The following is a 26,150-nucleotide window of genomic DNA, read 5'->3' on the forward strand; positions in this document are numbered from 1 at the left end:
CCCAAAGACGCACTGCTTGATTATAGCCGCTCCGAGAGATTAGGAGAACGCTCTTTTTCACATTTCGTCAAAAAAGTAGCAGGCTGTCCGTGCAGCACGCCCGGTTTTTCGCGCGCAGGGCGTCTGCTCGCCCGCCGGCCGGCTGCACGATTTTATCGCGCGCAGGGCGTCGCCCGTCTCGCCGCAAGCAAAAGCAGGCCGGATGGAGCGCCTGTCGCTCCATCCGGCCTGCTTTGAATGTTACGCCCAGGGGGCGGGTCGAACCGTCACAGCGCCTCGACCGTCAGCTCGGCCATGCGGCGGCCGAGCTCGCGCAGCTGCTCCTTTTCCTCGTCGGACGGGTTGAACTCGACCTTGAAGCCGGGCGCGAGAATCGCCGCTCCGCGTTCGGCCAGCTTGGCCTCGAACTGGTCGACGGCCCCGCAGTAGATGTCGTACGACGTATCGCCCGAGCCGAACGCCATCGCCGTCTTGCCGGCCAAGTCCACCGCGTCGAGCCCTTCGTACAGATCGAGGCTCTCGTCGGGCAGATCGCCCTCGCCCCAGGTGTAAGCTCCGATGAATATGCCGTCGTACTGCTCCAGCTCCGCCGCCTCCGCGTCCAGAATATCCCGCACGGTCAGCTGCGCGCCCGCCTCGCGGGCGCCGGCGGCGATCGCGTCGGCCATCTCCTCCGTATTGCCGGTCATGCTGCAGCAGACCAGGATGATCTTCTCCATCTCCCCGCTCCTCCCTTTCGCTCGGGCGATCAGCCCGGCAGCATGCCGTCGAGCTGACGGATGCCCTCATATAAAGTCGCCAGATACAGCCGTTCCCCGCTCGCATCCACGTCCGTCACCGGTCCCGTCGTCTCCACCGGACGGAGCGCGATCCGGCCTCCCAGCCACGCCGCGCGGTAAAGGCCGCGGTCCGAGCAGAGCAGCGGCTGCCCGCCCCGGACCGCGATCGAGAACAGGAACAGCCCCGGATACCGGTAGCGCTCAAAGCCATGCTGAGGCGTGCCGACGACGAGCTCGCCGAGCTCGCTCACGCCGATCAGCCGGCCGTGGCATACCGCCACGCTCGTCACGCCCGCCCCGAGATCGAACTCCATCCAGGCGGAGCTGAAGCGGTCGTACAGCGCCAGCCCTTTCTCGCATCCGAGGATAAGGTACTGAGGCACGTTCACGATGTCGTACACCTTGCGGTCCGCGAACGCCGCCGAGCCCCAGTCCGCTCCATGCGAGCACCAGAGGCCGTGCGTCGTGCACGCATACAGGCATCCGCCCTCGGCGCGGTACTGGAATACCGGCAGCTCCAGCTCCTCCGTCTCCCACTCTTCTCCGTCAAAGATATACAGTCCCCGGCTCGTGCACGCATGCAGCCTCTCTCCCGCCAGGACGAGCCGGTTGACCGTCAATCCGTCCATCTCCGGCGTGCTGATTCGCTCCCAGCGGTGCTCCTCGCGCTTGCGGTAAATGCCGCTGCCCATCGTAGCGGCGTACAGCGTGCCGCCCCCCGCCAGCACCGACGAGCAGGACAGCGGCTCCCTCGCCTCGCGCGTCTCCGCCGCGTGGTCCCTCGACATGGCTGCTCTCACCCTCTCTCGATTCCGTATGGATCTATGCGCTCAGCGGCGCTTCCAATCCGACGCTTCCGACATGCGGTCGGCCTCATCGGCTTGTATGATAATGATTCTCAATCTCATCATATAGGATACGGATTCCAGCCGCCGATGTCAACGACATAAAATAAAGAAGGGCCTTCCGGCCCCCCTTCGCCGCCTACAGCCGCAGCTGGAGCGCGACGGCGACGCCGCCGTCCCGGAACTCGACCGAGCGGATGCCGACGACAGACGGCAGCTGCGAGCCGACCGGAATGACGATCGGCTCCAGCGTCCCGGCCGGCAAGGCGATGCCGCGCAGCTTGGCGGAAAGCGGCGTCGCGACGAGGTCGGGATCGCGCCACTCCAGCCGGTATTCGGCCTGCACGCCCGCATCCAGCAGGTCGCGGTAGCGTCCGGCGATGTCGGCCGTCAGCCGCTGTCCCTGCAGCGTCAGCTGCGCCCCCTCGATGCGGAATTCCGGCGTCACCTGCGGCTGGGCGGAGAGACGCTCCCGCGCCAGATTGTTGATGTCCTGCCCGCTCAGGAACAGCTCGGCCTTGCCGGACTGGACCATCTCCAGCCCCTTGGCCGCGAGGTCGATCGGCTCATGCGCGAGCGTCAGCTCCTGCTGCGGCCGGATGTACCAGACGGCCGCGGCCGCGCCGGCTGCGGCCAGCACGAGCAGCGCGACGAGCAGGCCGATGAATCCTTTTGCGACTTTTCCCATACGTAGATCTCCTCCTGTCGTCTCTGCCCGCGGTCCTGCGCCTGTCCTGCCCGAAGCCCGCCGCGGCCTGCCCCCGCCATTGACAAAGGCAAGTCCCAGCGGTATAACAAGACAATCATCTCATCTATCGGAAAGGAAGAGAAGAAGCGAATGAACCCCAGCACCCCGCAGCCTCCAAGGCGTCCCGACGCAGCCGGCGCGGACCAGCCGCCCGCGGTCCGGATCGCCCTGGAGGACATCATGCATGCGCAGATGACGCTCAACGAGGTCATTACCCGCACGCCGCTCCAGCCGAACCGCGTCTTATCCGCCCGCTACGGCTGCAACGTGCTGCTCAAGCGGGAGGATCTGCAGGTCGTCCGCTCCTTCAAGATCCGCGGCGCCTACCACCGCATCCGCACGCTGCCGCCGGAGGAGCTGGCCAAGGGCGTCGTCTGCGCCAGCGCCGGCAACCATGCCCAGGGCGTGGCCTACTCCTGTCAGACGCTCGGCATCCGCGGAAAGATTTTCATGCCGAGCACGACGCCGCGCCAGAAAGTGACGCAGGTGGAGTTTTTCGGCGGCGACCAGGTGGACATCGTGCTGACCGGCGACACCTATGACGACGCGTATGCCGAGGCGGCCCGCGAATGCGAGCGCTCCGGCGCGGCGTTCATCCATCCGTTCGACGATCCGGCGATCATCGCCGGCAACGGCACCGTCGGCAAAGAAATCATGGATGCGACCGATACGATTCCGGACTATGTGTTCGTCACCGTCGGCGGCGGCGGCCTCGCCGCTGGCGTCGCCTCGTACATCAAGGCGGTGTCGCCGCGCACCCGCATCATCGGCGTCGAGCCCAAAGGCGCGCCTTCGCTCGAGCTGTCGCTGCGCGCCGGCGAGGTGACGCCGCTCGACTCCATCGACAAGTTCGTCGACGGCGCGGCCGTCAAGCGGATCGGCGACCTGACGTTCGCGATCTGCCGCGACCTGCTCGACGACGTCGCGCTCGTGCCCGAGGGCAAGGCGTGCACGACTCTGCTCAGCCTGTACAACGAGAACGCCATCGTCGCCGAGCCGGCCGGCGCGCTGCCGGTCGCCGCGCTCGACCTGTACCGCGACGAGCTGGAGGGCAAGACGGTCGTCTGCATCATCAGCGGCGGCAACAACGACGTCGACCGCATGCAGGAGATGAAGGAGCGCTCGCTCATCTACGAAGGGCTCAAGCACTATTTCACCGTCAACTTCCCGCAGCGCGCCGGCGCGCTTCGCGAATTCCTCGACGAGGTGCTCGGCCCGGACGACGACATCTCGCGCTTCGAGTACACCAAGACGCACAACAAGGAGAACGGCCCCGCGCTCGTCGGCATCGAGCTCAAGCGCCGCGAGGACTACGGTCCGCTCATCGAGCGGATGAAGGGCAAGGGCTACCAGTTCGTCGAGCTGAACAAGGACCCGGTGCTGTTCGATCTGCTGATTTGAGTGATTGTAGTGATTCGCATGATTGGAAGGATTGAAACGGCAAAGACGGCTTCCGCGCCAGGCGGAGCCGTCTTTTTCCTAGATGCGTTCAAGAATTCCCGCTCTGCGACGCGCGTCCCGAGTAGCTTACCTCCACCTCAGCCGTCGAGGAATGGAAGCTGACCGTGTAGGTGCCGGACGGCATGCCTTCGGGATAGTCGCGTTCGCTGCTCCAGGCGAAAGGCTGTCCCGGTTCGACGCTCTCCGTGAAGTAGAACGCGCCGGACGAAGGATGAGAGACGGAGATCGTCGTCGCACCTTCTCCCTCATTGAGGAAGTCCAAGGCGACGAAGCCGTGATGCCGAGGAACCTCGAAGGAAACGGAGGTCATCTTGCTGCCGCTGGTCCTGCCGGACCATGCGGCGTCCTCGTCGGGAACGCCGGGCTTCGCGGGCAAGCCGACCGCAGCCGGGGAGTCGTCCAACTTGACTGATACGCGACCGGACATCGGTTCGTTCAAGATCGGAGCTCGGGAAGAGGCAGAATTTCTGCCTCCGTTGTTGTCGGCAGATAAAAACCACGATGCGCTCAGCGCAGCCACAAGAAGCAGGCTCCCCGCCAGCAGCAGCTTTGCCGGACGTTTCATGTTTCCCCCTCCTCTCTGGATTCGGCAGAATTCACCGTTCCAGCTTCTATTGCTATTGCTATTGCTATTGCTATTGCTATTGCATTCGCCAAGTCCGATTCCAAATGCACTCTGCTTTCTGGCAAGGCACTCTCGACTCCCTGGCGGGGCGGGTCAGACTGAAATCGACGAACCAAGGCACTCTCGACTCCTTGGCGGGGCGTGACAGATTGGAATCAACCAACCAAGGCACTCTCGACTCCCTCGCGGGGCGGGACAGACTGAAATCCACCAACCAAGGCACTCTCGACTCCCTGGCGGGACGGGTCAGACCGGAGTCCACGAACCGAGGCACTCTCGACTCCCTGGCGGGACGGGTCAGACTGAAATCCACTAACCAAGGCACTCTCGACTCCCTCGCGGGGCTAGTCAGACTGGAGTCCACCAACCAAGGCACTCTCGACTCCCTGGGGAGACGCGTCAGACTGAAATCCACCAACCAAGGCACTCTCGACTCCCTCGCGGGACGAGTCAGACTGAAATCCACCAACCAAGGCACTCTCGACTCCCTCGCGGGGCGGGTCAGACCGGAGTCCACCAACCAAGGCACTCTCGACTCCCTGGCGGGACGGGTCAGACTGAAATCCACCAACCAAGGCACTCTCGATTCCCTCGGAAGACGAGTCAGACTGAAATCCACCAACCAAGGCACTCTCGACTCCCTCGCGGGGTGAGTCAGACCGGAGTCCACCAACCAAGGCACTCTCGACTCCCTGGCGGGGCGGGTCAGACCGGAATCCACGAATCGAGGCACTCTCGGTTCCCTGGGGAGACGCGTCAGACTGAAATTCACCAACCAAGGCACTCTCGACTCCCTGAGGAGACGAGTCAGACTGGAATCCACCAACCAAGGCACTCTCGACTCCCTCGCGGGGCGGGTCAGACCGGAGTCCACCAACCAAGGCACTCTCGACTCCCTGGCGGGACGGGTCAGACTGAAATCCACCAACCAAGGCACTCTCGATTCCCTCGGAAGACGAGTCAGACTGAAATCCACCAACCAAGGCACTCTCGACTCCCTCGCGGGGTGAGTCAGACCGGAGTCCACCAACCAAGGCACTCTCGACTCCCTGGCGGGGCGGGTCAGACCGGAGCCCACCAACCAAGGCACTCTCGACTCCCTGGAGAGACGAGTCAGACTGAAGTCCACCAACCAAGGCACTCTCGACTCCCTCGCGGAGCGAGTCAGACTGGAAGATCGGCAGTTCCCCTGCCATTCACGCCACGGCCTGTTATTGCCAAGCGATAGAAACCCCTCAATATATTACCATTTTCTATTTATCCCATCAATTTTTGTAAAATCAATAGAATGAATTGAAACCTGAAATCAATCCAAAAAAAAACACAAGCAAAAAGCCCCTTTCGGTTTGAAAGGGGCTCGCCTGCGAGCTTCAAAGCCTTGGTCCATTTCTTCGCCCGCTCAGCCCAGCAAATGCTTGCGCGCATCGAGAATGACGCCGGCGGTCTCCTCGATCGCGCGGTCGGTCACGTCGACGACGAGGCAGCCGAGCCGCCGGAACAGCTCCTGCGCGTACTCCAGCTCCTCCGCCACCCGCTCCAGGCGGGCGTAGCTGACGCCGGCCGGCAGCCCCATGCTCTTCAGCCGCTCGATGCGGATCGAGATGAGCTTCTCCGGCTGCATCGTCAGGCCGACGAAGCGGGAGCCCGGCATGCGGAACAGCTCCTCCGGCGGCTTGACCTCGGGCACGAGCGGGTAGTTCGCCACCTTGTAGCCTTTGTGCGCCAGGTAGATGCCAAGCGGCGTCTTGGACGTGCGGGAGACGCCGAGCAGGATCAGATCCGCGTCCTTCCATCCGACGACATGCTGCCCGTCGTCCGACTTGACCGTGAACTCGACCGCCTCCACCCGGGTGAAATATTCCTCGTCCATCCGATGCGGCCGTCCCGCCTCCTGCTTGGGCGCGGAGTTGAACGTGCGGACGAAGCCCTCCATGACCGGTCCCATCACGTCGACGGCGCAGACGCCGAGGCGCGCGGACTCCTGGCGGATCATCTCCCGCAGCTCGGGCAGCACCAGCGTGTAGACGACAAAGCTGCCGATCGAGGCGGCGTGCTCCATCAGCTCGCGCACCTCTTCCTCGGACTTGACGTTCGCCCAGCGCTCCACCTGGACCGACTCCGCCTCGAACTGGCGCAGCGTCGCGCGCACGACCGTCTCCGCCGTCTCCCCCGCCGAATCGGAGCAGACGACGATGCGTTTCCTGTCTTCGTTCAACCGTTGGCTCAACCTCTTCCCCGCCTCCTCCTAGCTTTCCGCCGACGCCTCGTAGAACAGCCGGGTCACGGTCGTCTTGGTAATGCGGCCGACGACCTCCAGCCCCGCCTCCGGCCCGTCCCCGAGCGGCCGCACGACCGGCAGGCCGTCGATCTCGCGGGCGATCATGACCGCCATCGCCTCGCGCACCGTCTGCTCCGGCGTCACCGTCGCCAGATTGGACAGCCGCGTCATGACGAGGCCGAGCGGCATCGAGGAGGCCTGCGGATTGCCGAGGGCGACCTTGAGCAGATCCTTGCGCGAGACGATGCCCGCCAGGCGGCCAGCTTCGTCGACGACGGTGAGGCTGCCTACATTTTCCAGAAAAAGCGTCACGACCGCATCGCTCACCGTCGCCGTCTCGCGCTGCACGACCGGCACGCCCATCACCTCGCGCACGGGCAGCAGCGCGGCGGCGGCGCTGGAGTCCGCGGCGCGCTCCGACTCGTCGCGGCTGCCGAGGAAATAGCCGACCTTGGGCTTGGCGTCAAGATAGCCGAGCATGACGAGCAGCCCGAGGTCGGAGCGGATCGCCGGGCGCGTCACTCCGAGCAGCTCGGCGATCTGCTCGCCCGTGATCGGCGCGCGGCGGCGGACCGTCTCTACGATCTTCTTTTGCCTCGTCGATAGTTTGATCGCCTTTCCCTCCGCTCGCTTCATGTTCTACCATCCATTGTAACCGATGGCAGGACGATTTCACACCGGCAAAGCGTCCGCTAAAGCGGAAGGAGCAGCGTCCCGGCCGGGCCTGGCAAGAGCGGCCTGGGCGGCCGCGATGCGCGCCATCGGGATGCGGTACGGCGAGCAGCTGACGTAGTCGAGGCCGATCTCGTGGCAGAAGAAGATCGAGTCGCGCTCGCCGCCGTGCTCGCCGCAGATGCCGGCCTTGAGGCCCGGCCGCGCGGCGCGCCCCGCCTCCGTGGCGATGCGGATGAGCTGGCCGACGCCCTCCTCGTCGAGCACCTGGAACGGATTGAACGGCAGCAGCCGGCGCTCGACGTAGCGCGCGAGGAACTTGCCTTCGGCGTCGTCGCGGCTGCAGCCGTAGGTCATCTGCGTCAGGTCGTTCGTGCCGAAGGAAAAGAAGTCCGCATGCTCTGCGATCCGCCCGGCCGTCAGCGCGGCGCGCGGCACCTCGATCATCGTGCCGACGCGGATCGGCCGCTCGCGCCGCAGCGGCTCCGGCAGCAGCCGCTCCGCAACGGCCTCGACCTCGGCCCGCAGCAGGCCAAGCTCCGCCGCTTCGCCGACGAGCGGGATCATGATCTCCGCCCGCACGTCGACGCCGCGCTCCGCGCAGGCCGCTGCCGCCAGGCACAGCGCCTCCGCCTGCATCCGGTAGATCTCCGGATGCATGATGCCGAGCCGGCAGCCGCGCTGGCCGAGCATCGGGTTGGCCTCGCGCAGCGCATCCGAGCGGCGCAGCAGCGCCTCCAGCTCGGCGCGCTCGCCCTCGCGGGCGGCCTCGAGCTTGCGCTGCAGCTCCTCGCGGCCCGGCAGGAACTCATGCAGCGGCGGGTCGAGCAGCCGGATCGTCACCGGCAAGCCGTCCATCGCCTCCAGCAGCCCTTCGAAGTCGGCCTGCTGCATCGGCCGCAGCTGCGCCAGCGCCGCCTCCCGCGCCTCGTCGGTCTCGGCGGCGATCATCCGCTGCATGACGGCCAGCCGCTCCGGAGCGAAAAACATATGCTCCGTGCGGCACAGCCCGATGCCCTGCGCGCCGAGCCGGCGCGCGGCGCGCGCGTCCTCCGGCGTATCGGCGTTGGCATGCACCTCCAGCCGCCGCAGCTCGTCGGCCCAGCGCAGCACCTGCAGCAGCTCCTCTGTCACGGCCGGCTCGCGCAGCGGCATGCGGCCCGCGATGACGCGGCCCGTGCCGCCGTCGATCGTCAGCCAGTCGCCTTCGGCGATCGTCTCGGCCCCGCCGCCGCGCACGGCGAGCCGCTTCGCCTCGGCGTCGACCGCGAGCGCCTCGCAGCCGCAGACGGCCGGCTTGCCCATGCCGCGCGCTACGACCGCCGCATGGCTCGTCATGCCGCCGCGGCTCGTGAGGATGCCTTCGGCGGCGAGCACGCCGTGGATGTCGTCCGGCGTCGTCTCGGGACGCACGAGGATGACCGGCTGTCCGTCCCGGCTCCAGCGCTCCGCCGTATCGGCGTCGAACACGGCCCGGCCGATCGCCGCTCCCGGCGACGCCGGCAAGCCCTTGGCGAGCGGCTGTCCGGCGGCCGACTCGTCGATGCCGCGATGGAGCAGCTGCTCCAGATGCGCCAGCTCCACGCGGCGCACCGCTTCCTCGCGAGCGATCCTTCCTTCGCGGACGAGATCGACGGCGATGCGGAGCGCGGCTTGGGCGCCTCTTTTGCCCGTTCGGGTCTGCAGCAGGAACAGGACGCCCCGCTCGATCGTGAACTCGATGTCCTGCATGTCGCCGTACCGCTCCTCCAGCGTCCGGCCCCAGCGCTCCAGCTCGGCATGCGCCTGCGGCAGCGCCGCGGCGAGCGCGGCGATCGGCTGCGGCGTGCGGACGCCGGCGACGACGTCCTCGCCCTGCGCGTTCAGCAGGAACTCGCCGTACAGGCCCGGCTCCCCCGTCGACGGGTCGCGGGTGAAGACGACGCCGGTGCCGCAGTCCGCGCCCTTGTTGCCGAACACCATGCGCTGCACCGTCACCGCCGTCCCGCCCGAGCCGTCGATGCGGTTGACGCTGCGATAGACGCGGGCGCGCGGGTTGTCCCAGGAGCGGAACACCGCCTCGACCGCCAGCCGCAGCTGCTCCAGCACGTCCTGCGGAAACGGGCGGCCGGCCTGGCGGAGCACGAGCTGCTGGTAGTCGAGGACGAGCTCGCGCCAATGCTGCGCTTCGAGCTGCTGGTCGGTCTCGACGCCCGCCGCTTCCTTGCGCGCCTCCAGCAGGCGCTCGAAGCGCCAGCCGTCGACGCCGAGCACGACCTGGCCGAACATGGCGACGAGGCGGCGGTAGCAGTCGAAGGCGAAGCGCTCGTCGCCGGTGGCGGCGGCCAGCCCCTCCGCCGTCTCGTCGTTGAGCCCTAGGTTGAGGATCGTATCCATCATGCCCGGCATCGACACCGCCGCTCCCGAGCGCACCGAGACGAGCAGCGGGTCGGCGCGGTCGCCCAGCCGCTGGCCGCCGCGCTCCTCCAGCACCGCCAGCGCCTCGCGGATCTCCGCCCAGAGCGGCTCCTCCAGCATGCCGCCGGAGCGGCCGTAATCCCGGCACGCTTCCGTCGTGACGGTGAAGCCGGGGGGAACCGGCACGCCGGCGGCGGTCATTTCCGCCAGGCCCGCTCCTTTTCCTCCGAGCAGCTGCTTCATGTCCGCTCGGCCTTCCTCGAACGCATAGACGCGCTTGGCGCTCATGGGCGCTCCCCCTCTCCGGCAGCGGGCCGCGTCAGCGGCGCGTAGTCCAGGCCAGATTCGGCGGCAGCCTCCCGGCAGCGCGGCGAGTCGCAAAGGCTGTGGAAGATTTTGACCCGATTCGTCGGAAGCGTATCGACGATCTCGTTGCAGCTCGGGCATAAAATGAGTCCGTAGTCCAGGCTGCCTTCGGCAGCGGCTAATCCGTTTTTCATAGGGTCCATCTCCTTATGAAGTCGTGGGTTGAACGGGCATCTTGGCGCAGCGGCAGCTATGGGAAGGGAACGATTCGCGATGCTGAATGTTGATGGCGTCGAAGGTCAATGCGGCTGAAGGTCAATGGCGTCCGTGGCGCCGCTAGACGCGGACGGCCTGCGCGCCGCCGAGCCGGCCAGCGGCCGAAGCACGCTCCGCGATCCGCGCCGCCAGGTCGACGACCCGGCAGGCGTAGCCCCATTCGTTGTCGTACCAGGCGCTCAGCTGCACGGAGGAGCCGCGGGCCAGCACGCTCGGTCCGTCGACGACCGCCGACTTGTCGCAGCCGATGTAGTCGGCGGACACGAGCGGCAGGTCGGCGTAGCCGACATACGGCGCGAGCGGCCCGGCAGCCGCCTCGCGCAGCGCCTCGCGGACCTCGTCCGCCGCTGCCGGCGCGGCCAGCTCGAGCTGCAGCTGCAGCAGCGACACGTCGGCGACGGGAACGCGCACCGCCGAGCCGCGGATGACGGGAGCGAGCTCCGGCAGCACCTCGCGCAGCGCTTTGGAGACGCCGGTAGCGGCAGGGACGATGGAGGCGCCGCAGGAGCGGGCCCGGCGCCAGTCGCGATGCGGGTTGTCCAGATGGTTCTGGTCGCTCGTGAAGGCGTGGATCGACGTCGCCCAGCCGCCCCTGACGCCGAAAGCCTCGTGCATGGCCTTGAGCACGGGGGCAAGGCAGTTGGTCGTGCAGGAGGCGGCGGAGACGAAGCGGTGGACCGACGGGTCGAAACGCTCGTCGTTGACGCCCATGACGGCGGTCAGGTCGGCTTCGCCCGGAGAAGTGAGCAAGACGCGTCCCGCTCCCGCCTCGAGGTGCTTTTCCATGCCCGCCCGATCGGTGAACGCCCCGGTCGCGTCGATGACGAGGTCGATGCCGAGCCGCCTCCACGGCAGCCGGGACGGGTCGCGCTCGGATACGAGCTCGATCCGGTTCTGGGGCGACGAGTTCCGCTCAGGCGCGGGCTCGATCCAATTCTGGGGCGACGAGCTCTGCTCGGATGCGGGCTCGACCCGGTTCTGGGGCGACGAGTTCCGCTCAGGCGCGGGCTCGATCCGGTTCTGCGTGGACGGGTTCCGCTCAGACGCAGAGTCGATTCGGCTGCTCGGCTGCGGGGAGGAGCTTCGTCCGGGCGGGATCCCGGTTCGATCCAGCCGCTCGTCGGCCTCCAGCCGAACCAGCGCTCCGCCGTCCGTCCTCACCCGTCCCGGCCAGCGGCCGTGCACGGTGTCGTATTCCAGCAGATGGACCAGCATGTCGGGGGCGCAGGTCGTGTTGACGGCGACGAGCTCGAGCTCCGAGCCCTCCGCGAGGTCCAGCAGCCGGCGGATGCAGAGACGGCCGATTCTTCCTGTGCCGTTGATGGCGATTCGCATGAAAGCAGCTCCTTTATGACGTATAATTAACAATATGACGCCTCATAAGGCAAGGGAAAGCCGCATCCAGCTCTCCCGCGGAGATGTCCGGGCTTGAGCCGAATTCGGCGAATGGCCATGGCGTCGCCCGGTGGACGTCGCAGAGGCGGGCCCGGCGGCCGCTGGATGGCAGTCGGTCCAGAGTCGGCCGGCGCTTACCCGAGCGCCTGGTCGCTGCGCATCGCGGCTTTGAGCGACAGGTCATGGCGCGTCTGGATGAAGCGCACCGTGCGCGTCGCCGCTCTCATGACGACCGAGTGCGTCGTGGCGAGCCGGCCCGGAAGCTCGCGCACGCCGTCCAGGAAATCTCCCTGCGTCACGCCGGTCGCGGCGAAGATGACGTCGCCCGTGCCGACCAGATCCTCCATGCGCAGCACCCGCGACGGATCGGCGATGCCCATCGCGGCGCAGCGGCGCAGCTGCTCCTCTCCCTCGGGGAGCAGGCGGCCTTGCAGCTCGCCGCCGAGGCATTTGACGGCTGCTGCCGCCAGCACGCCTTCCGGCGCTCCGCCGGAGCCGACGTACAGATCGACGCCTGTCTCGGGAAAGCAAGGCGCCATCGCCCCGGCCACGTCGCCGTCGGTCAGCAGCCGGACGCGTACGCCAAGCGCCCTCAGCTCGGCGAGCAGCGGCGCATGCCGCTCCCGCTCGAGCAGCGACACCGTCAGCTCGGAGAGCGGCTTGCCGAGCTCATGCGCCGCCTTGCGCATGGTCGCCGCAAGCGGATCCTGCAGCCGCAGCCGGCCCGCGAGCGCGGGGCCGACCGCAAGCTTCTGCATGTACATGTCGGGGGCATGCAGCAGCTGGCCGCGCGGCGCGAGCGCCAGCACCGACAGCGCGTTGTTCAGGCCGCGCGCGGCGAGCTCCGTCCCTTCGAGCGGGTCGACGGCCACATCCGCCTCCGGGCCGCTGCCGACGCCGAGCTCCTCGCCGATATAGAGCATCGGCGCCTCGTCCATCTCCCCTTCGCCGATGACGACGCGTCCGCGGATCGAGACCGAGCCGAACATCCTCCGCATCGCCTCCGTCGCCGCACCGTCGGCCATCATCTTGTCGCCCCGCCCGATCCACGGGGAGCAGGCCAAGGCGGCCAGCTCGGTCACCCGCACCACTTCAAGCGCCAATTCGCGTTCCATGCCCTCATCCTTTCGCATGCTTGCCGATTTAGGCTCCTCGCCCCTCGCTTCTTGCTTCTTGCTTCTTGCTTCTTGCTCCGCCAGGAGGGATCTTCCGGATATAATGTAACACATATTATATATGAGTCACAATAGGCGATGGATGATTTTATTGTGCGTACTATTTAGACAGGCGATGAAGGAAAGGAAACGAGCTTAGCCTGCAAAAAAGCTCTCAGCATAGCCAACAGCCAGGCAGGCAAGCTGCCTTATCTACGAATAAAGACCGAACAGAAGGAAGCCCGGCTTCCTTCTGTTCGGTCTTTGTTGGTAGAGCCCGTCCATCCTGATCGCCGCAAACGAGGACTCCTTGTCTAGGAGACAGAGCCCTGATCAGGCAAGAACTGTCGGCCGCATATCCTTACCAGGCGTAGGCTTTCGGAGCCTGTCCGCCCGGGCCGGGGAAGATCTCGTCGATGCGCTTGAGCGTGCTCTCGTCGAGCTTGATCTCGACGGCCCGCAGGGAGCGCTCGAATTGCTCCAGCGTACGGACGCCGATGATCGGAGCCGTGACGGCCGGCTGATGGAGCAGCCAGGCCAGCGACACGAGATCCTCGGTCTCTCCGAGCTCGTCGCACAGGCGGCCGTAAGCCTCCAGCTGCTCGCGATGCCGATCCGAGCGGTTATCGCCGCTCCGCTGGCCCGCTTCGCCGCGGCGGATGTTGCCGGACAGCAGGCCGCCGTCAAGCGGACTCCACGGAATGATGCCGATGCCATGCGCCTGTGCGGACGGCAGCACCTCCAGCTCGGGCAGGCGGGTCAGCAGATTGTACTTGTGCTGCTCGGAAACGAGGCCGAGCACGCCGCGGGCCTTGGCCTCGCCTTGGGCGACCGCCAGATCCCAGCCCGCGAAATTGCTGGAGCCGACATAGCCGATCTTGCCCTGCGCCTGCATGTCGCCGAACGCCGGCCACAGCTCGTCCCAGCTGGCGCTGCGATCGACGTGATGCATCTGGTACAGCTCGATGTGATCGGTCTGCAAGCGGCGCAGCGACCCTTCCAGATGACGGCGAAGCTTGTACGACGACAGGCCCGACTCGCCGTTGGGCCCGTCAAGCGGATCATTCATGTCTCCGTAAGCCTTGGTGGCGATCACGGTGCGCTCGCGGCGGCCGCCGCCTTGCGCGAACCAGCGGCCGATGATCTCCTCCGTGCGGCCGGAGTTCTCTCCCCAGCCGTAGATGTTCGCCGTATCAAAGAAGTTGATGCCCGCATCCAGCGCGGCATCCATAATCGTAAACGCTTCCTTTTCATCCGTTCCGACGCCGAAATTCATCGTGCCCAGGCAGAGGCGGCTGACCCGCAGCCCCGAGCGGCCAAGCTTGGTGTACTCCATCTGTCCTTCGAACTCCCTTCCAGACGCAAGAAATGAATTGCTCTACCAGTATACCTGAACGAAAGAGGCGGCGGAAAAAAATCGCTGCATGCCGATAGACGAAAAGTCGACTCAAGAAAGTCGGCTTTAGCGGCTGCAAGGCAACGTTACTATTGCCTCGGTTATTGATAGACCAGATATAGACGATAGGGAAGTGGTTTAATGCCGCCTACCTGCGGACGAACGCCCCGTCCTGCCAGCGCCCTCGCGTTTCGTTCTTGCACAGCGGCTTTTTGCTTCGACAGGAACCCAATCATTGCTCAGGGGAACCCCTTATCATGCTTTTTCCAATATACCTTTCCAAAAATGAAACGAGAGCGGTTGCGACTAACAAAATCGTTCAATGCCGATGACGCTCCGCTAACATGGCGAAGCTAGGCTGAAGAGGCGCGGCTGCCGCCGATCTGCCGCCTCCGCGTCGAATTTGAATTCAAGGTACTTTTGTGCCCTGGATCAACCCATCCGCGTCGGATTTCTGAATCCAAGGCACTTTTGTGCCCTGGATCGACACATCCGCGACGGATTTTTGAATCCAAGGCACTTTTGTGCCCTGGATCGACCCATCCGCGTCGGATTTCTGAATCCAAGGCACTTTTGTGCCTTGGATCGACCCATCCGCGTCGGATTTTTGAATCCAAGGCACTTTTGTGCCCTGGATTGGCCGTATCCGCGGCGGATTTCTGAATCCAAGGCACTTTTGTGCCCTGGATTGGCCGTATCCGCGACGGATTTTTGAATCCAAGGCACTTTTGTGCCCTGGATCGACACATCCGCGGCGGATTTCTGAATCCAAGGCACTTTTGTGCCCTGGATCGACCCATCCGCGGTAGCGTCAAGAAGTATGTGTAAGCAGCAAGATATTCCCAGTCAAAATGGGTTGACGTCACTCTTGGTGGTGGGGGTAGCGTTTCTCAAACATCTGCTTCAACCTACGTTTTACCGACGGGTCGCCGAAGCCGCGAATGACTTTTTTGCCATAATACTCGTTGTACTCGCTAGCCGTCAGGTAAAGGATTTTCTCGACCGCCTCCATGTTGGTCAGGCTGTTCATGGGCTTAAGTCGTTTGCGGAATTCCTTGTTCATGCGTTCAATCGGATTGGACGTGTAGATGGCCAGCTTCATTTCGGCGGGATACGAGTAGAACGTGAGCAGCGTGTCGAGCTGGTTTTCCCAGGACTGAATTTCTTTGGGATAGCGCTTCTGCCATTTGTCCTTAAGCCGGTCAAAAGCAGCCAAAGCCAAGTCCCGGTCTAGAGCGTTGTAGACGGTTTTGAGATCGGCAACGAAGTCCGTCTTGTCCTGCATGCGGATCTTGGGAAAGGTCGAGCGCACTTTGTGGACGACACAGTGCTGGACGTCGGCTTTGGGAAAGGCTTCCCGGAAGGCCGTATCCAGCCCAGGCAGCCCATCGAATACGCCAAGCAAAACTTCCTCCACGCCGCGCTGCTGCAAGTCTTTCAGCACGTCGCGCCATACGTTGGCACTCTCTTTTCCCCCGACGTAGAAGCCGAGGATGGATCGGTACCCGTCTTCGTCGATGCCCATCGCAAAACAAACGACTTCGCCGCTGACCGTGCTGCGCTTGAGCTTGACGTACATGCCGTCGAGGTAAATGACGGAGTAGCGCTTGCCGAGCGGCCTGGTCTGCCAGCGTTCCACGTCTTCCAGAACCGTCGAGGTAATGTTGCTGATCGTGGTCGGCGAGTATGCTTGACCGAACATGCCTTCAATGAACCGAGCGATGTCGCGGGTCGGCATGCCGCCTTTGTACATCTGAATGACGGCCTCCTCCAGCCAGCCGTCGCGCCGCTGATAGGGCTCGAACAGCTGCGTCTGGAAGTCGCCGTTTCGGTCCCGGGGCATCTCCAGATCCTCGATCAGGCCGTAGCGGGTGTGCAGATCCCGGTAGTAGTAGCCGTTTCGGCTGTTGCGGATACCTGCTGCCGCAGCCTCGGCCATGTGGTGCTGAATCTCCGTGCGAATGAGGAACTCGATCCGCTCCTTTACGAAGGGGATGACAGAATTTTCAAAGAGATGGTTCAGGTGGTTTTCGGTTATACTAGTCATGAAGTAGGGTCCTTTCTTGGTGGCGTCGTAACCCCGAGAATACCCTACTTTTTTTGTGCCTAGCTAGGCTCCAAATGTTGGTACACAACTTATTGTACGTCACCCCATCCGCGGCGGATTTCTGAATCCAAGGCACTTTTGTGCCCTGGATCGACCCATCCGCGGCGGATTTCTGAATCCAAGGCACTTTTGTGCCCTGGATTGGCCGTATCCCCGGCCGTCGCCGTGTCTGCCGCTCTGCCGAACGACTTCTTCCATCCGGAAAGGAGCTCTGAACGAAATGGCCCTGCGCTTCCGGTTCCTGCGAACCCCCGCTTCGTCCGCCGCTTCTGCCGCGCCCTTGGAATCCGCTGCATCTCTTGTTCGCGCGCCTCACTCAAGCTCGGCGCTCATTCCGGCGTCCGCTCCGCCCACGCTCCCGCCCTCTGCCGCTCCGCCCCCCGCTCCGGCTGTCGCCGAACGTGACTCGAGAGCGCCTGCTCCGCCCACGCTCTCGGCCTCTGCCGCCCCTGCGTCCGCTCCGCCCCCCGCTCCGGCTGCCGCCGAACGTGCCGCGAGAGCGCCTGCTCCGACCACGCTCCCGCCCTCTGCCGCCCCTGCGTCCGCTCCGCCCCCCGCTCCGGCTGTCGCCGAACGTGACTCGAGAGCGCCTGCTCCGCCCACGCTCCCGCCCTCTGCCGCTCCTGCGTCTGCTCCGCCCTCCGCTCCGCTCTCCGCTCCAGCTGCCGCCGAGCGTACCGCGAGAGCGCCTGCTCCGACCACGCTCCCGGCCTCGCCGTCCCGCTCGCTCCGCCGCGAGCCGAAGGCGCTGCTGCTGTACGCCTCCTACGGCGACGGCCATCTGCAGGCCGCCAAAGCCATCCGCGCCCAGCTCGCCGAACGAGGCTGCGGCCCGATTCGAATGGTCGATCTGATGGCCGAGGCCCACCCGCTGCTGGACGCCCTCTCTCGCTGCTTTTACCGCAGCAGCTACCGCCTCTTCCCCGGCGTGTACGGCTGGCTGTACGAGCGCACGCGCCTCGCGGCGCCGGGCTCGGCGCTCGCCGCCGTCCTGCACGCCCCCGGTCGCAGGCGCCTGCGGCAGCTGCTGCGCGAGGAGCGGCCCGACCTCGTGCTGCATACGTTCCCGCTCTTTCCCGGACCGCCCGCCGGATCGCCGGACCGTCCCGCGCTGACGGCCGCGATCGTCACCGACTACGACCTGCACCGCCGCTGGGTCCACCCCGGCATCGACCGCTACTACGCCGCCTCGGAGGAAATGAAAAGCGAGCTCCTCGCCGAAGGCGTGCCCGAGGAGCGCGTCTGCTTCGCCGGCATCCCGGTCCGGCCCGGCTTCGACGCGCGCCGGCGCGGCTCCGACCGCTCCGCGCTGGAGCGTCGCGGCTTCGATCCCGAGCTGCCGCTCGTGCTGCTCATGGGCGGCGGAGCCGGCATCCTCGGCGGCCTGCTGCCCGCCTGCGGCCGGCTGCTCGCGGAGCGGCCGCAGGTCCAGCTCGCGCTCGTCTGCGGCCGCAACGAGGCGTTCGCGCGCGACGCCCGCCGCCGCTTCGCCGGCCGCCCGGATTCGGGCCGCCTGCATGTGCTCGGCTACGTCGAGGAGCTGCCGGAGCTGATGCTGCATGCGGCATGCCTCGTGACGAAGCCGGGCGGGCTGACGATCGCCGAAGGGCTGGCGGCCGGCGTGCCGCTCGTGCTTTACCGCCCCGTACCGGGCCAGGAGCGCCGCAACGCGGCCTACGCGGCGCGCCTGGGCGCGGCCGCCGTCGTCCGCACGCCGGATGCGCTCGTCGAAGCGGTGCTGAAACTGTTGGACGACCCGGAGCGTCTTAAGGAAAGCGCGCGCCGGACGGGAGCGCTTGGCCGGCCGGACGGCGCCGGACGGATCGCCGACGATTTGCTGCAGCGGCTCGAGGGGTATACTGGAAAAGAACGGCCGATCCGGCCAAGCTCCGTTCAAGGAGGAACCTCGGATGAAGGCAATACCATCGCTGCTGCGCTCCGAAGCTAGAAGCCGCTCCCAGCTCCCGCTGCTCGCCGCCGTCCTGCTGCTCGTCGAATTCGCGCGCGGGGCGGCGCTGGTCAGCTTCCTGCCCCTGTACGGCACCGATACGCTCGGCCTGACGCTGGGGACGGTCGGAGCGGCGATCGCCGCCCACTATCTGACCGACACGGCGCTCAAGCTCGGCATCGGCTACTGGCTGGACCGGCATTCGATCCGGGCCGTCGTCTTCGCGGGCATGCTCGCCTCGCTCGCCGGCATCCTGCTGCTGCCGCTCGCGCATGCGCCGTGGCTGTTCATCGCGGCGTCCGCGCTGTACGGCGTCGGCATCTCTCCGATCTGGATCGTCTGCCTCACCCAGGTCAGGGAAGAAAAGCGAGCCTCGCAAATGGGCACGCTCTATGCCATCTGGCTCGGCGGCCTCGGCGCCGGGCCGATCGTCTGCAACATCGTGCTCGACTTCAGCAGCGGCGCCGCCTATCTGCTGCTGCTCGGAGCCGTCGCCGCCGCTACGGCCCTCTCGCTGCTGCTGCGCGGCCGCACCGGAGCGGACGCTCCGCAGCATGTGCCGCTGCGCCGGCAGCTGCCGGTGCTCCGGGAGCGGCTGCAGGCGATGCGGCTGCTGCTGCCCGGCATGGTGCTGCAGACTGCCGTCGCCGGCATGCTCGTCACTGTCCTGCCGACGTTCGCGACGGACCGCCTGGCGCTGAGCGGCGCCCAGTACTCGCTGCTGCTCACGGCCGGAGGCGTGCTGACGATCGGCATGCTCCTGCCGATGGGCAGGCTGTCCGACCGGCTCAGCCGCCATCGGCGCTGGTTTCTCGTCGTCGGCTTCTTCGCTGTCGCGGCCTCGCTGTACGCGCTCTCCTTCACGCGCGGCTTCGGGCTGTGCCTGGCGCTGGCCGCCCTGCTCGGCCTGTCCTACGCCGCCGTGCTGCCCGCCTGGAACGCGCTGCTCGCCGCCTATGTTCCTCCTAGCCAGAAAGGGCTCGGCTGGGGTATGCTGAGCACAGTGGAGGGCGTCGGCGGCATGATCGGCCCCGTCGCCGGCGGCCTCGCGGCCACCTGGCGCGGCGAGCCGTTCGTCGTCTGGCTGAGCGCCCTGCTGTTCGGACTCATCGGGCTGTGCTACGGCTTCCTGCCTCTCGCGGAAGCCGATCACGGCCGCACTAATCCACCGGAATAGGTTGTGAGCTTTTTCCATGAACCACGTCCAGAAGTGGCTCAGCCAACTCAAAAACATGAACCTGCAGCAGCTCGAGCATACGCTGCAGCAGCTTTCCCACTACGGACCGCTGCCCGGCATCCTGCTGCCGTTCGCGGAAGCGTTCCTGCCGTTCCTGCCGCTGTTCGTCTTTATCGCGGCCAATGCCAACATCTACGGCCTCGGCCTCGGCTTCCTCTACTCGTGGATCGGCGTCAGCGCCGGGTCCATCTGCGTGTTCGCCATAGCCCGCTCGTTCGGCTCGGGCCTCGGCATGTGGCTGGAGCGGCGCTTCCCTCGCGCCGGCAAGTTTTTCGACTGGCTGGAGCGCCGCGGATTCACGCCGGTGTTCCTGCTCAGCTGCTTTCCCTTTTCCCCGTCGGTGCTGGTGAACATCGCCTCCGGCCTGAGCTCGCTGCCGCTGCGCACGTTCCTGCTCGCCGTGCTGCTCGGCAAAGCCGTCATGATCATGATCATCTCGCTGCTCAGCTTCAATATCGGCGAGCTCGCGCCTTGGCGCATCGCCGTGGCGGCCGTCGTCGTCGTTGCGATGTGGCTGGGCGGCAAGAAGCTCGAGATGCGCTACCTCGCCAAGTAGCGGCCGCCGTCCCGGCGCTGCCGAAAGTTGCCTGCTCCGCCCGCTTATAGGACAGCCCCTCCGGCGGCACACTGTTGAGGCAGTCCAATGCCGAGAGGAGAATGGCCATGTCAGGCGAGCAGCCGTCCGCCAAGCAGTTGTCCGCGCGCAAGGCGCAGTCGCAAGCCGACCGCTCCGGCCGCGGCAAAGCCCAGGCCAGCGAGCGTCAGTCCGACGCCGACGCCGCGGCAGTCAAGAAGCACGGCGTCTAGCCGGCCCGGAACAGGAGGAAAGCTTGATGAGCAGGAACGAGGACAACCCCGTCCACAACGAAATGGAACCGGTCTCGGGCGAGCATGTCGAGGTCGACGGCGTCTACACGAACCAATGGGGACGCGAGGAAAAGCTGCAGCGCGGAGACGTCTTTCCGGCCGACCCGATGTGGGGCTCGACGGAATGGAAGCTGACCGAGCTTGAATTCAGCAACCATCACGCGGGCCACACCGACCCGCGCGAGATTCCGCATGACGGCGCGAACGATCCGGAGAACCATCTCCAGCATCCGCGCCGCCATAAGCACAAAGAGCATCGCGGCGACGAGTAGGCCCGGCGCCCGCTTGGGCCCGCTCTCGCCATACGTCAAAAAAGGCGCGTTCCGTCTATACGGAATGCGCCTTTTTGGCGGCTGCACAGCCGGAAGCATCCGGGCGGCATGTCCGCAGCGAGGCTGCGCGGCTAGCCGAAGCTCCGCCCGCCGCTTAATCCTTGCCGCGCAGCGGGAAGATCTGCCAGCGGCTCGAGGCGCCTTCCGCCTCGCGCGTCTGCACCTGCTCGATCACTTTTTCGAGGCGACGCAGATGGTAGCCGTACTCGAACAGCGCCGAGGCGACAAAGACGAGCCGGCGATGCTCCTCCGGATTGTCCCGCAGGTAGTCCGTCAGCTGGCGGGCCAGGCTCGAGCCGGTAATCGACTCCGCCTGGCTGAACGAGCCGGGCTTGACCTTGTTGTCGAGCTTGAGCAGCAGGAATTCGTGGTACTTGGTCAGCTCCTCGATCTGGGCGTCCATCCGTCCGGCCCAGGCTTCGGCGCCCGGCGCGGAGAAATAATGCTCCTCGACGACCTCGAGCAGGTCGGCGCCTTTGTTCACGACGCGGATCAGCTGCCTCGCCAGCAGCAGCTGGCGGGCCCTCTCCGCCCGGCTCGACGCGCGGAAGCTGCGCTCGTCCTCGAGCACCTTGAAGCGCTCCTCGAGGCGGCCGATCGTGCCTTGAAGCTTGTCTTTCTCCGCGTTGTACACCTGCTCCCTCATCTCGTCGGAGATCGACGTGCGCAGCAGCAGCGACAGCTGGGCGTAGCTCTGATGCACGAGATCGTGGAACTGGCGGCGCGGACTCGGCGGAAAGATGAGCACGTTGACAGCGAACGCCGCCCCCATGCCCGTCAGCACCTGCAGGAAGCGCTCCACGGCGAACATCCAGCCGGTGGAGTTGGCCTCCATCACGGCCACGACGGTGACGAGCGTCAGGCCAACGGTCGCCTCCATCTTGAGCTTGATGCTGATGAGGATGACGGCGATGCAGACGATGCCGACGGTGATCGGCGAGTTGCCGATGAGCTGCACCGCGCCAAGCGCGATCGCCGCGCCGAGCAGGTTCGTCTGGAACTGGTCGCTGACCTGCTGCCACGAGCGGAAGATCGACGGCTGCAGGGTGAAGATGGCCGATACGGCCGATAAAATCGGATTGACGAAGCCGAACAGGCCGCTCAAATAAATGGCCAGCGCCACGGCCATGCCCGTCTTGAGGACGCGGGCGCCTATCGTCATGGTGCGGGGCCTCCTTTGGATTCGCGCAAAATAGCGGACAGCCGCCTCAGCCGGCCGAGGCGGGAGCCTCGGGCTCCCGGAACGAGCTGCGCGCGTTGTGGCTGCGGCAGGGCAGCCGGATCTCGAACGTCGTGCCGATGCCGAGCTCGCTGGAGACGCGGATCCGTCCTTTATGATTGTCCACAATTTTATAGGATACCATAAGACCGAGTCCAGTGCCCTTGTCCTTGGTCGTATAGAACGGCTGCCCCATCTTGGCGAGCTGCTCCTCGTCGATGCCCGGTCCGCGGTCGATGACGGAAATGACGGCCTCTCCGTCCTCCCGGCGCAGGCCGATGCCGATCTCGCCGCCGTCCTGCATGACCTCGATCGCGTTTTTCAGCACGTTGATGAACACCTGCTTCACTTGCGAATCGACGCCGTAGATCCAAAGCGGATTGTCGCCGTAGTCCGCCTTGATCTCGATGCCGTACAGCGCCGCCTGCGACTCCAGCAGCAGCACCGTGTCGAGCATCATGACGCGGACGTCGGCGAAGTCCATCTCGTACACCTGAGGCTTGGACAGCATGAGCAGCTCGCTGACGATCGTCTCGATCCGGCTCAGCTCCGACTTCATGATGTCGAAATAACCGGCAGAGGAAGAGCGGCCGCTCGCCATCAGCTGCAGGAAGCCTTTGAGCGAGGTGAGCGGATTGCGGATCTCGTGGGCGATGCCGGCCGCGAGCTGGCCCGCGACGTACAGCTTCTCGGAGTTGATGAGCAGCTCCTCGTTCTTCTTGCGCTCCGAGATGTCGCGGATGATGACGACGACGATCGGCTTGCCGACGAAGGTCGATTCCGAAAGGATGACTTCCGTGCTGATGAGCCGTCCCTTGACGGTTACCCAATCGAGCTCGATCGGAGGGCTTTCCCCTCGTCTCCTCTCCTTGCCGCTGCGGCGCAAGGTCGGCCGCAGGTAGGCGCTCATGCGCTCGTGATGGCCGGAGTAAAGAAATTCGTAGACCGAGCGGCCGACCATCTCCGACTCGTTCTGGATCTCGAACATGCGCCGGCCCGAGCGATTGATGAATTCCCAATTGGAGCCGCTGATGACGGCGATCGTGTCGATCGAGTTCTCGACGATGAGCCGGTACCGCTCGTTGATGAGGCCGTAGCGGCGGTCGGCCACCCATGCGATGATGCTGAAGGCGAAAATGACGATCGCGGCCAGCGCGAGCAGCAGGCCCATGAGCATGACGTAATCGTCCAGCCGGTAGTCCGGCGGCGACATCGTTCTCGATACGGTCGTCCCGGCGAGGGACAGCACATGAAGGGCAAGCGTGCCGCATGCCAGCAGCAGGCTGCACAGCGGGCGGAATTTTCCGCCGTATTTGGCGTGGAGATGGAGGGCTGCGACGGTCGCGCTCAAGAAGCACAGCGCTCCGACGGAGATGTAGATGGGATCGACGCGGAAATGGCCGAGGCGGTGGGTCAGCAGGCCCATGAGATGCAGCAGCAGCACCCCGGCCGTCAGGATGGACGACGCCGTCAGCTGGCGCAGGATGGAGGCGGGATGGCCGCCTCGCAGCAGGAAGGACAGCGCGAACAGCGCGCTGATCGTCGTGACGATCAGCGGCAGGACCGTCAGCGCGCCGACGGTCATGACGTAATCATAGGCGAGCATGCCGACAAAGTGCATCGACCAGACGCCGAGCGCGAACACGGCCGCAGCTCCGGTGAGCCAGAACAAGCGGCCGGGCCGAGTGCGCTGAAGCCCCCCTGTCATGCTCAGCATCGTGTACGAGGAGAACGTCGTGATGATAAAAGCGAGCAGGAGGTAAATCAGATGGTCGATCGTCAGGTATGGTTTCATGTAAATGGGTCCTCCCCCATTCATCTCTCTTTCTGCCGGAGCTCTTTTTCGCAGCCAGGAACGGGCGCGCGCCTCCTTGACGGAGATCGGTTCGAGGAGCCGGTCCTGCTGCGGCTTTCCACCCAATTCGACGGCAGGAAAGAAAATCCTTTTCATGCCGGACGGGAGGCGCTTTCAGAAACCGCTTCCGCGATTTCGGCGCGCTTACAGCCGGAGCGGGCTGGAATTTCGCGCCCGGCTCGCGTACACTAGGGCGTGTTTGCGGGATTGCCGGCACGTCGATCTAGGGCTATGAGAAAAGGAGCGGATCCGGATGGAAGAACAATTCGACATCTACGACGAAAGCTGGATGCCGGTCGGCACCGCTTCGCGCCGGGACGTGCATCGCCTCGGCCTGCGGCATCGCAGCTTTCACTGCTGGGTGTACCGCATCGGCTCCGGCGAGCCGAAGGTGCTGTTTCAAAAGCGGCAGCTCGGCAAGGACACGTATCCGGGCTTCCTGGACATCTCGGCGGCCGGCCATCTGGCGGCGGGCGAGACGGTGCGGGAGGCCGTGCGCGAGCTGGAGGAGGAGCTCGGCATCGCCGCGGCGTTCGAGGAGCTCGCCTATCTCGGCTGGAGCGAGGCCAGGGCGATCGGCAGCGCGGGCGGCGAGCCGTTCATCGACCATGAGCGGAGCGAGGAGTACGCCCTCCGCTGCGAGCGGCGTCCGCTGTCGCTGCGGCTGCAGCCGGAGGAGGTGCTCGGCGTCTACGAGGCGCCGCTGCGCGGCATGATCCGGCTGTTCGAAGGCGAGCTCAGCGAGCTGAGGGCGGAAGGCGCCGAGCTGGCTGGCGGGGGTAGTGCGGGCGGCGGCGGCGAGGGTACGAGCGATGGGAGGAGTGCCGTTGGCGGGGGCGGCGAGGATGCGGACGGCGGCAGGAGTGCCGGAGGCGGTGGTGGCGAGGATGCGGACGGCGGCAGGAGTGCCGGAGGCGGGGGCGGCGAGGATGCGGACGGCGGCAGGAGTGCCGGAGGCGGGGGCGGCGAGGATGCGGACGGCGGCAGGAGTGCCGGAGGCGGTGGTGGCGGGAGTGCTGGCGATGGGAATGCGGGCGACGGGAATGCGGGCGACGGTTGGAGTGCCGAAGGCAGGGACGCCGGGAGTGCAAAATGCGGCAAGGACGGCGGCGACGCGAATGCGGGCGACGGAGCGCCAGCGCTGGTAGCGGCGAGCCTCGCTGTACGGGCGGAGCACTTCGTCCCACGGCACGACGGCTATTACGCCGGGTTGTTCCGGCGGCTGCTCCAACTGGCGGAGGCCGGCGGCAAAGCCTAGGCAAAGCAAGCCGAATGCAATCCAAGGCACATTTGTGCCTTGGTTCCCGCGGACTCCGCCCATTCGGCCAATCCAAGGCACATTTGTGCCTTGGTTGACGCGGACTCCGCCCATTCGGCCAATCCAAGGCACATTTGTGCCTTGGTTCCCGCGGACTCCGCCCATTCGGCCAATCCAAGGCACATTTGTGCCTTGGTTCCCGCGGACTCCGCCCATTCGGCCAATCCAAGGCACATTTGTGCCTTGGTTCCCGCGGACTCCGCCCATTCGGCCAATCCAAGGCACATTTGTGCCTTGGTTGACGCGGACTCCGCCCATTCGGCCGATCCAAGGCACATTTGTGCCTTGGTCGCCGCGGACTCCGCCCATTCGGCCAATCCAAGGCACATTTGTGCCTTGGTTCCCGCGGACTCCGCCCATTCGGCCGATCCAAGGCACATTTGTGCCTTGGTTGACGCGGACTCCGCCCATTCGGCCGATCCAAGGCACATTTGTGCCTTGGTTCCCGCGGACTCCGCCCATTCGGCCGATCCAAGGCACATTTGTGCCTTGGTCGCCGCGGACTCCGCCCATTCGGCCAATCCAAGGCACATTTGTGCCTTGGTTCCCGCGGACTCCGCCCATTCGGCCAATCCAAGGCGCATTTGTGCCTTGGTTCCCGCGGACTCCGCCAATTCGGCCGATCCATCCGCAACATAAAGAAGCCAAACGGAACGAAAGACGAGCAAGCTCGCCTTCCTTCCGTTTGGCTTCTGCCGCATTGGCGCCGAACCGGCGCGGCACGCCAGCCCGCTGCACGCGGCGCGGCGGCCGCAGCACCGCGCGCAGCGACGGCCGCCGCCGGCACCTCTCCCTCAACGCCGGCGGCCGCGGCGCTTCGGCTTCAGCGCGCCGGAGCGCCCGGCGCGCGCGGATTTGCGCGCCGAGCCCGGCGCCGCCTTGCGGGCGGAGCCCCGCGCCGGCCGCCGAGCGCCGCCCTTCGCGGCCTTGCGCGC

23 protein-coding genes are annotated in these 26,150 nt (G+C 65.7%); 7 read left to right on the forward strand and 16 right to left on the reverse strand.

Translation table 11 applies throughout. The features are described 5' to 3' along the window. Window positions 1–266 precede the first annotated feature (266 nt). The 3 genes from B8V81_RS03720 to B8V81_RS03730 form a co-directional block, all read right to left on the reverse strand. Window positions 267–719 carry a flavodoxin gene (locus tag B8V81_RS03720; RefSeq protein WP_028598562.1) on the reverse strand — a complete coding sequence of 151 codons (453 nt, stop codon included), beginning with the start codon at window positions 717–719 and terminating at the stop codon, window positions 267–269. 29 nt (window positions 720–748) lie between these two features. Then, window positions 749–1,567 (reverse strand): hypothetical protein, encoded by an 819-nt coding sequence (locus B8V81_RS03725; RefSeq protein WP_101807760.1) that lies wholly within the window; start codon window positions 1,565–1,567, stop codon window positions 749–751. A 196-nt stretch (window positions 1,568–1,763) separates the two neighbouring features. Beyond that, on the reverse strand, window positions 1,764–2,312 hold the full coding sequence (locus B8V81_RS03730; protein ID WP_101807761.1) for a hypothetical protein: 549 nt from the start codon (window positions 2,310–2,312) through the stop codon (window positions 1,764–1,766). A gap of 150 nt (window positions 2,313–2,462) precedes the next feature. Here B8V81_RS03730 and ilvA point away from each other — a divergent pair, with 150 nt between their 5' ends. Next, window positions 2,463–3,773 carry a threonine ammonia-lyase IlvA gene (gene ilvA, locus B8V81_RS03735; RefSeq protein WP_084137080.1) on the forward strand — a complete coding sequence of 437 codons (1,311 nt, stop codon included), beginning with the start codon at window positions 2,463–2,465 and terminating at the stop codon, window positions 3,771–3,773. Window positions 3,774–3,861: 88 nt separating this feature from the next. Here the strand turns inward: ilvA and B8V81_RS03740 are convergent, their stop codons facing one another. The 10 genes from B8V81_RS03740 to B8V81_RS25600 form a co-directional block, all read right to left on the reverse strand. Continuing rightward, window positions 3,862–4,398 carry a hypothetical protein gene (locus B8V81_RS03740; RefSeq protein WP_101807762.1) on the reverse strand — a complete coding sequence of 179 codons (537 nt, stop codon included), beginning with the start codon at window positions 4,396–4,398 and terminating at the stop codon, window positions 3,862–3,864. Window positions 4,399–5,857: 1,459 nt separating this feature from the next. Next, window positions 5,858–6,685: a pyruvate, water dikinase regulatory protein gene (locus B8V81_RS03750; protein WP_043111203.1), complete on the reverse strand. Its 828-nt coding sequence runs from the start codon at window positions 6,683–6,685 to the stop codon at window positions 5,858–5,860. A gap of 18 nt (window positions 6,686–6,703) precedes the next feature. After that, window positions 6,704–7,372, reverse strand: a complete 669-nt coding sequence (locus tag B8V81_RS03755; RefSeq protein ID WP_043111202.1) for a helix-turn-helix transcriptional regulator — start codon at window positions 7,370–7,372, stop codon at window positions 6,704–6,706. A 36-nt stretch (window positions 7,373–7,408) separates the two neighbouring features. Continuing rightward, window positions 7,409–10,093, reverse strand: coding sequence for a pyruvate, phosphate dikinase (gene ppdK, locus B8V81_RS03760; protein WP_101807764.1), 2,685 nt, complete (start codon window positions 10,091–10,093; stop codon window positions 7,409–7,411). Beyond that, window positions 10,090–10,305 carry a GapA-binding peptide SR1P gene (locus B8V81_RS03765; RefSeq protein WP_228551712.1) on the reverse strand — a complete coding sequence of 72 codons (216 nt, stop codon included), beginning with the start codon at window positions 10,303–10,305 and terminating at the stop codon, window positions 10,090–10,092. Before B8V81_RS03765 ends, ppdK begins: the two co-directional genes overlap by 4 nt. 142 nt (window positions 10,306–10,447) lie before the next feature. Next, window positions 10,448–11,722 (reverse strand): type I glyceraldehyde-3-phosphate dehydrogenase, encoded by a 1,275-nt coding sequence (locus tag B8V81_RS03770; RefSeq protein ID WP_228551714.1) that lies wholly within the window; start codon window positions 11,720–11,722, stop codon window positions 10,448–10,450. A 194-nt stretch (window positions 11,723–11,916) separates the two neighbouring features. Beyond that, the gene (gene glpX, locus B8V81_RS03775) at window positions 11,917–12,897 is read right to left on the reverse strand and encodes a class II fructose-bisphosphatase (RefSeq protein ID WP_028598556.1); all 981 of its coding nucleotides are present in this window, start codon (window positions 12,895–12,897) and stop codon (window positions 11,917–11,919) included. A 400-nt stretch (window positions 12,898–13,297) separates the two neighbouring features. Then, window positions 13,298–14,272 carry an aldo/keto reductase gene (locus tag B8V81_RS03780; RefSeq protein ID WP_028598555.1) on the reverse strand — a complete coding sequence of 325 codons (975 nt, stop codon included), beginning with the start codon at window positions 14,270–14,272 and terminating at the stop codon, window positions 13,298–13,300. Between the two features lie 922 nt (window positions 14,273–15,194). Then, a complete protein-coding gene (locus B8V81_RS03785) occupies window positions 15,195–16,379 on the reverse strand; it encodes an IS256 family transposase (RefSeq protein ID WP_101807766.1) in 1,185 nt (394 codons plus the stop codon). Between the two features lie 372 nt (window positions 16,380–16,751). Beyond that, entirely contained in the window at window positions 16,752–17,141 is a 390-nt protein-coding gene (locus B8V81_RS25600) for a hypothetical protein (protein WP_244912715.1), read from the reverse strand. Between the two features lie 79 nt (window positions 17,142–17,220). Between B8V81_RS25600 and B8V81_RS25605 the strand changes: the two genes are divergently transcribed. The 5 genes from B8V81_RS25605 to B8V81_RS03805 all read left to right on the forward strand — a co-directional run bounded on the left by B8V81_RS25605 (window position 17,221) and on the right by B8V81_RS03805 (window position 20,763). Continuing rightward, window positions 17,221–18,387, forward strand: coding sequence for an MGDG synthase family glycosyltransferase (locus tag B8V81_RS25605; protein WP_280522967.1), 1,167 nt, complete (start codon window positions 17,221–17,223; stop codon window positions 18,385–18,387). After that, window positions 18,350–19,564 carry an MFS transporter gene (locus B8V81_RS03795; protein ID WP_101807768.1) on the forward strand — a complete coding sequence of 405 codons (1,215 nt, stop codon included), beginning with the start codon at window positions 18,350–18,352 and terminating at the stop codon, window positions 19,562–19,564. Before B8V81_RS25605 ends, B8V81_RS03795 begins: the two co-directional genes overlap by 38 nt. 16 nt (window positions 19,565–19,580) lie before the next feature. Then, window positions 19,581–20,180: a TVP38/TMEM64 family protein gene (locus tag B8V81_RS03800; RefSeq protein ID WP_028598553.1), complete on the forward strand. Its 600-nt coding sequence runs from the start codon at window positions 19,581–19,583 to the stop codon at window positions 20,178–20,180. 101 nt (window positions 20,181–20,281) lie between these two features. Next, window positions 20,282–20,431, forward strand: a complete 150-nt coding sequence (locus B8V81_RS25110; RefSeq protein WP_156876705.1) for a hypothetical protein — start codon at window positions 20,282–20,284, stop codon at window positions 20,429–20,431. A 26-nt stretch (window positions 20,432–20,457) separates the two neighbouring features. After that, window positions 20,458–20,763: a hypothetical protein gene (locus B8V81_RS03805; protein WP_028598552.1), complete on the forward strand. Its 306-nt coding sequence runs from the start codon at window positions 20,458–20,460 to the stop codon at window positions 20,761–20,763. A 154-nt stretch (window positions 20,764–20,917) separates the two neighbouring features. Here B8V81_RS03805 and B8V81_RS03810 read toward each other — a convergent pair whose 3' ends face one another. Both B8V81_RS03810 and B8V81_RS03815 read right to left on the reverse strand, forming a co-directional pair. Further along, complete coding sequence (locus B8V81_RS03810; RefSeq protein ID WP_052333142.1) at window positions 20,918–21,985, reverse strand: FUSC family protein; 1,068 nt, start codon at window positions 21,983–21,985, stop codon at window positions 20,918–20,920. Between the two features lie 46 nt (window positions 21,986–22,031). After that, entirely contained in the window at window positions 22,032–23,837 is a 1,806-nt protein-coding gene (locus B8V81_RS03815; protein WP_052333141.1) for an ATP-binding protein, read from the reverse strand. A 313-nt stretch (window positions 23,838–24,150) separates the two neighbouring features. Here B8V81_RS03815 and B8V81_RS03820 point away from each other — a divergent pair, with 313 nt between their 5' ends. Next, window positions 24,151–25,155: an NUDIX hydrolase gene (locus B8V81_RS03820; RefSeq protein ID WP_101807769.1), complete on the forward strand. Its 1,005-nt coding sequence runs from the start codon at window positions 24,151–24,153 to the stop codon at window positions 25,153–25,155. On the opposite strand, the gene B8V81_RS03825 is transcribed toward B8V81_RS03820, so the two are convergent. Further along, window positions 25,152–25,883 (reverse strand): hypothetical protein, encoded by a 732-nt coding sequence (locus B8V81_RS03825; protein WP_101807770.1) that lies wholly within the window; start codon window positions 25,881–25,883, stop codon window positions 25,152–25,154. The genes B8V81_RS03820 and B8V81_RS03825 overlap by 4 nt on opposite strands. Window positions 25,884–26,150 lie beyond the last annotated feature (267 nt).

Source organism: Paenibacillus pasadenensis (assembly GCF_002864175.1).
GTDB classification, from domain to species: Bacteria; Bacillota; Bacilli; order Paenibacillales; family Paenibacillaceae; genus Paenibacillus_O; species Paenibacillus_O pasadenensis.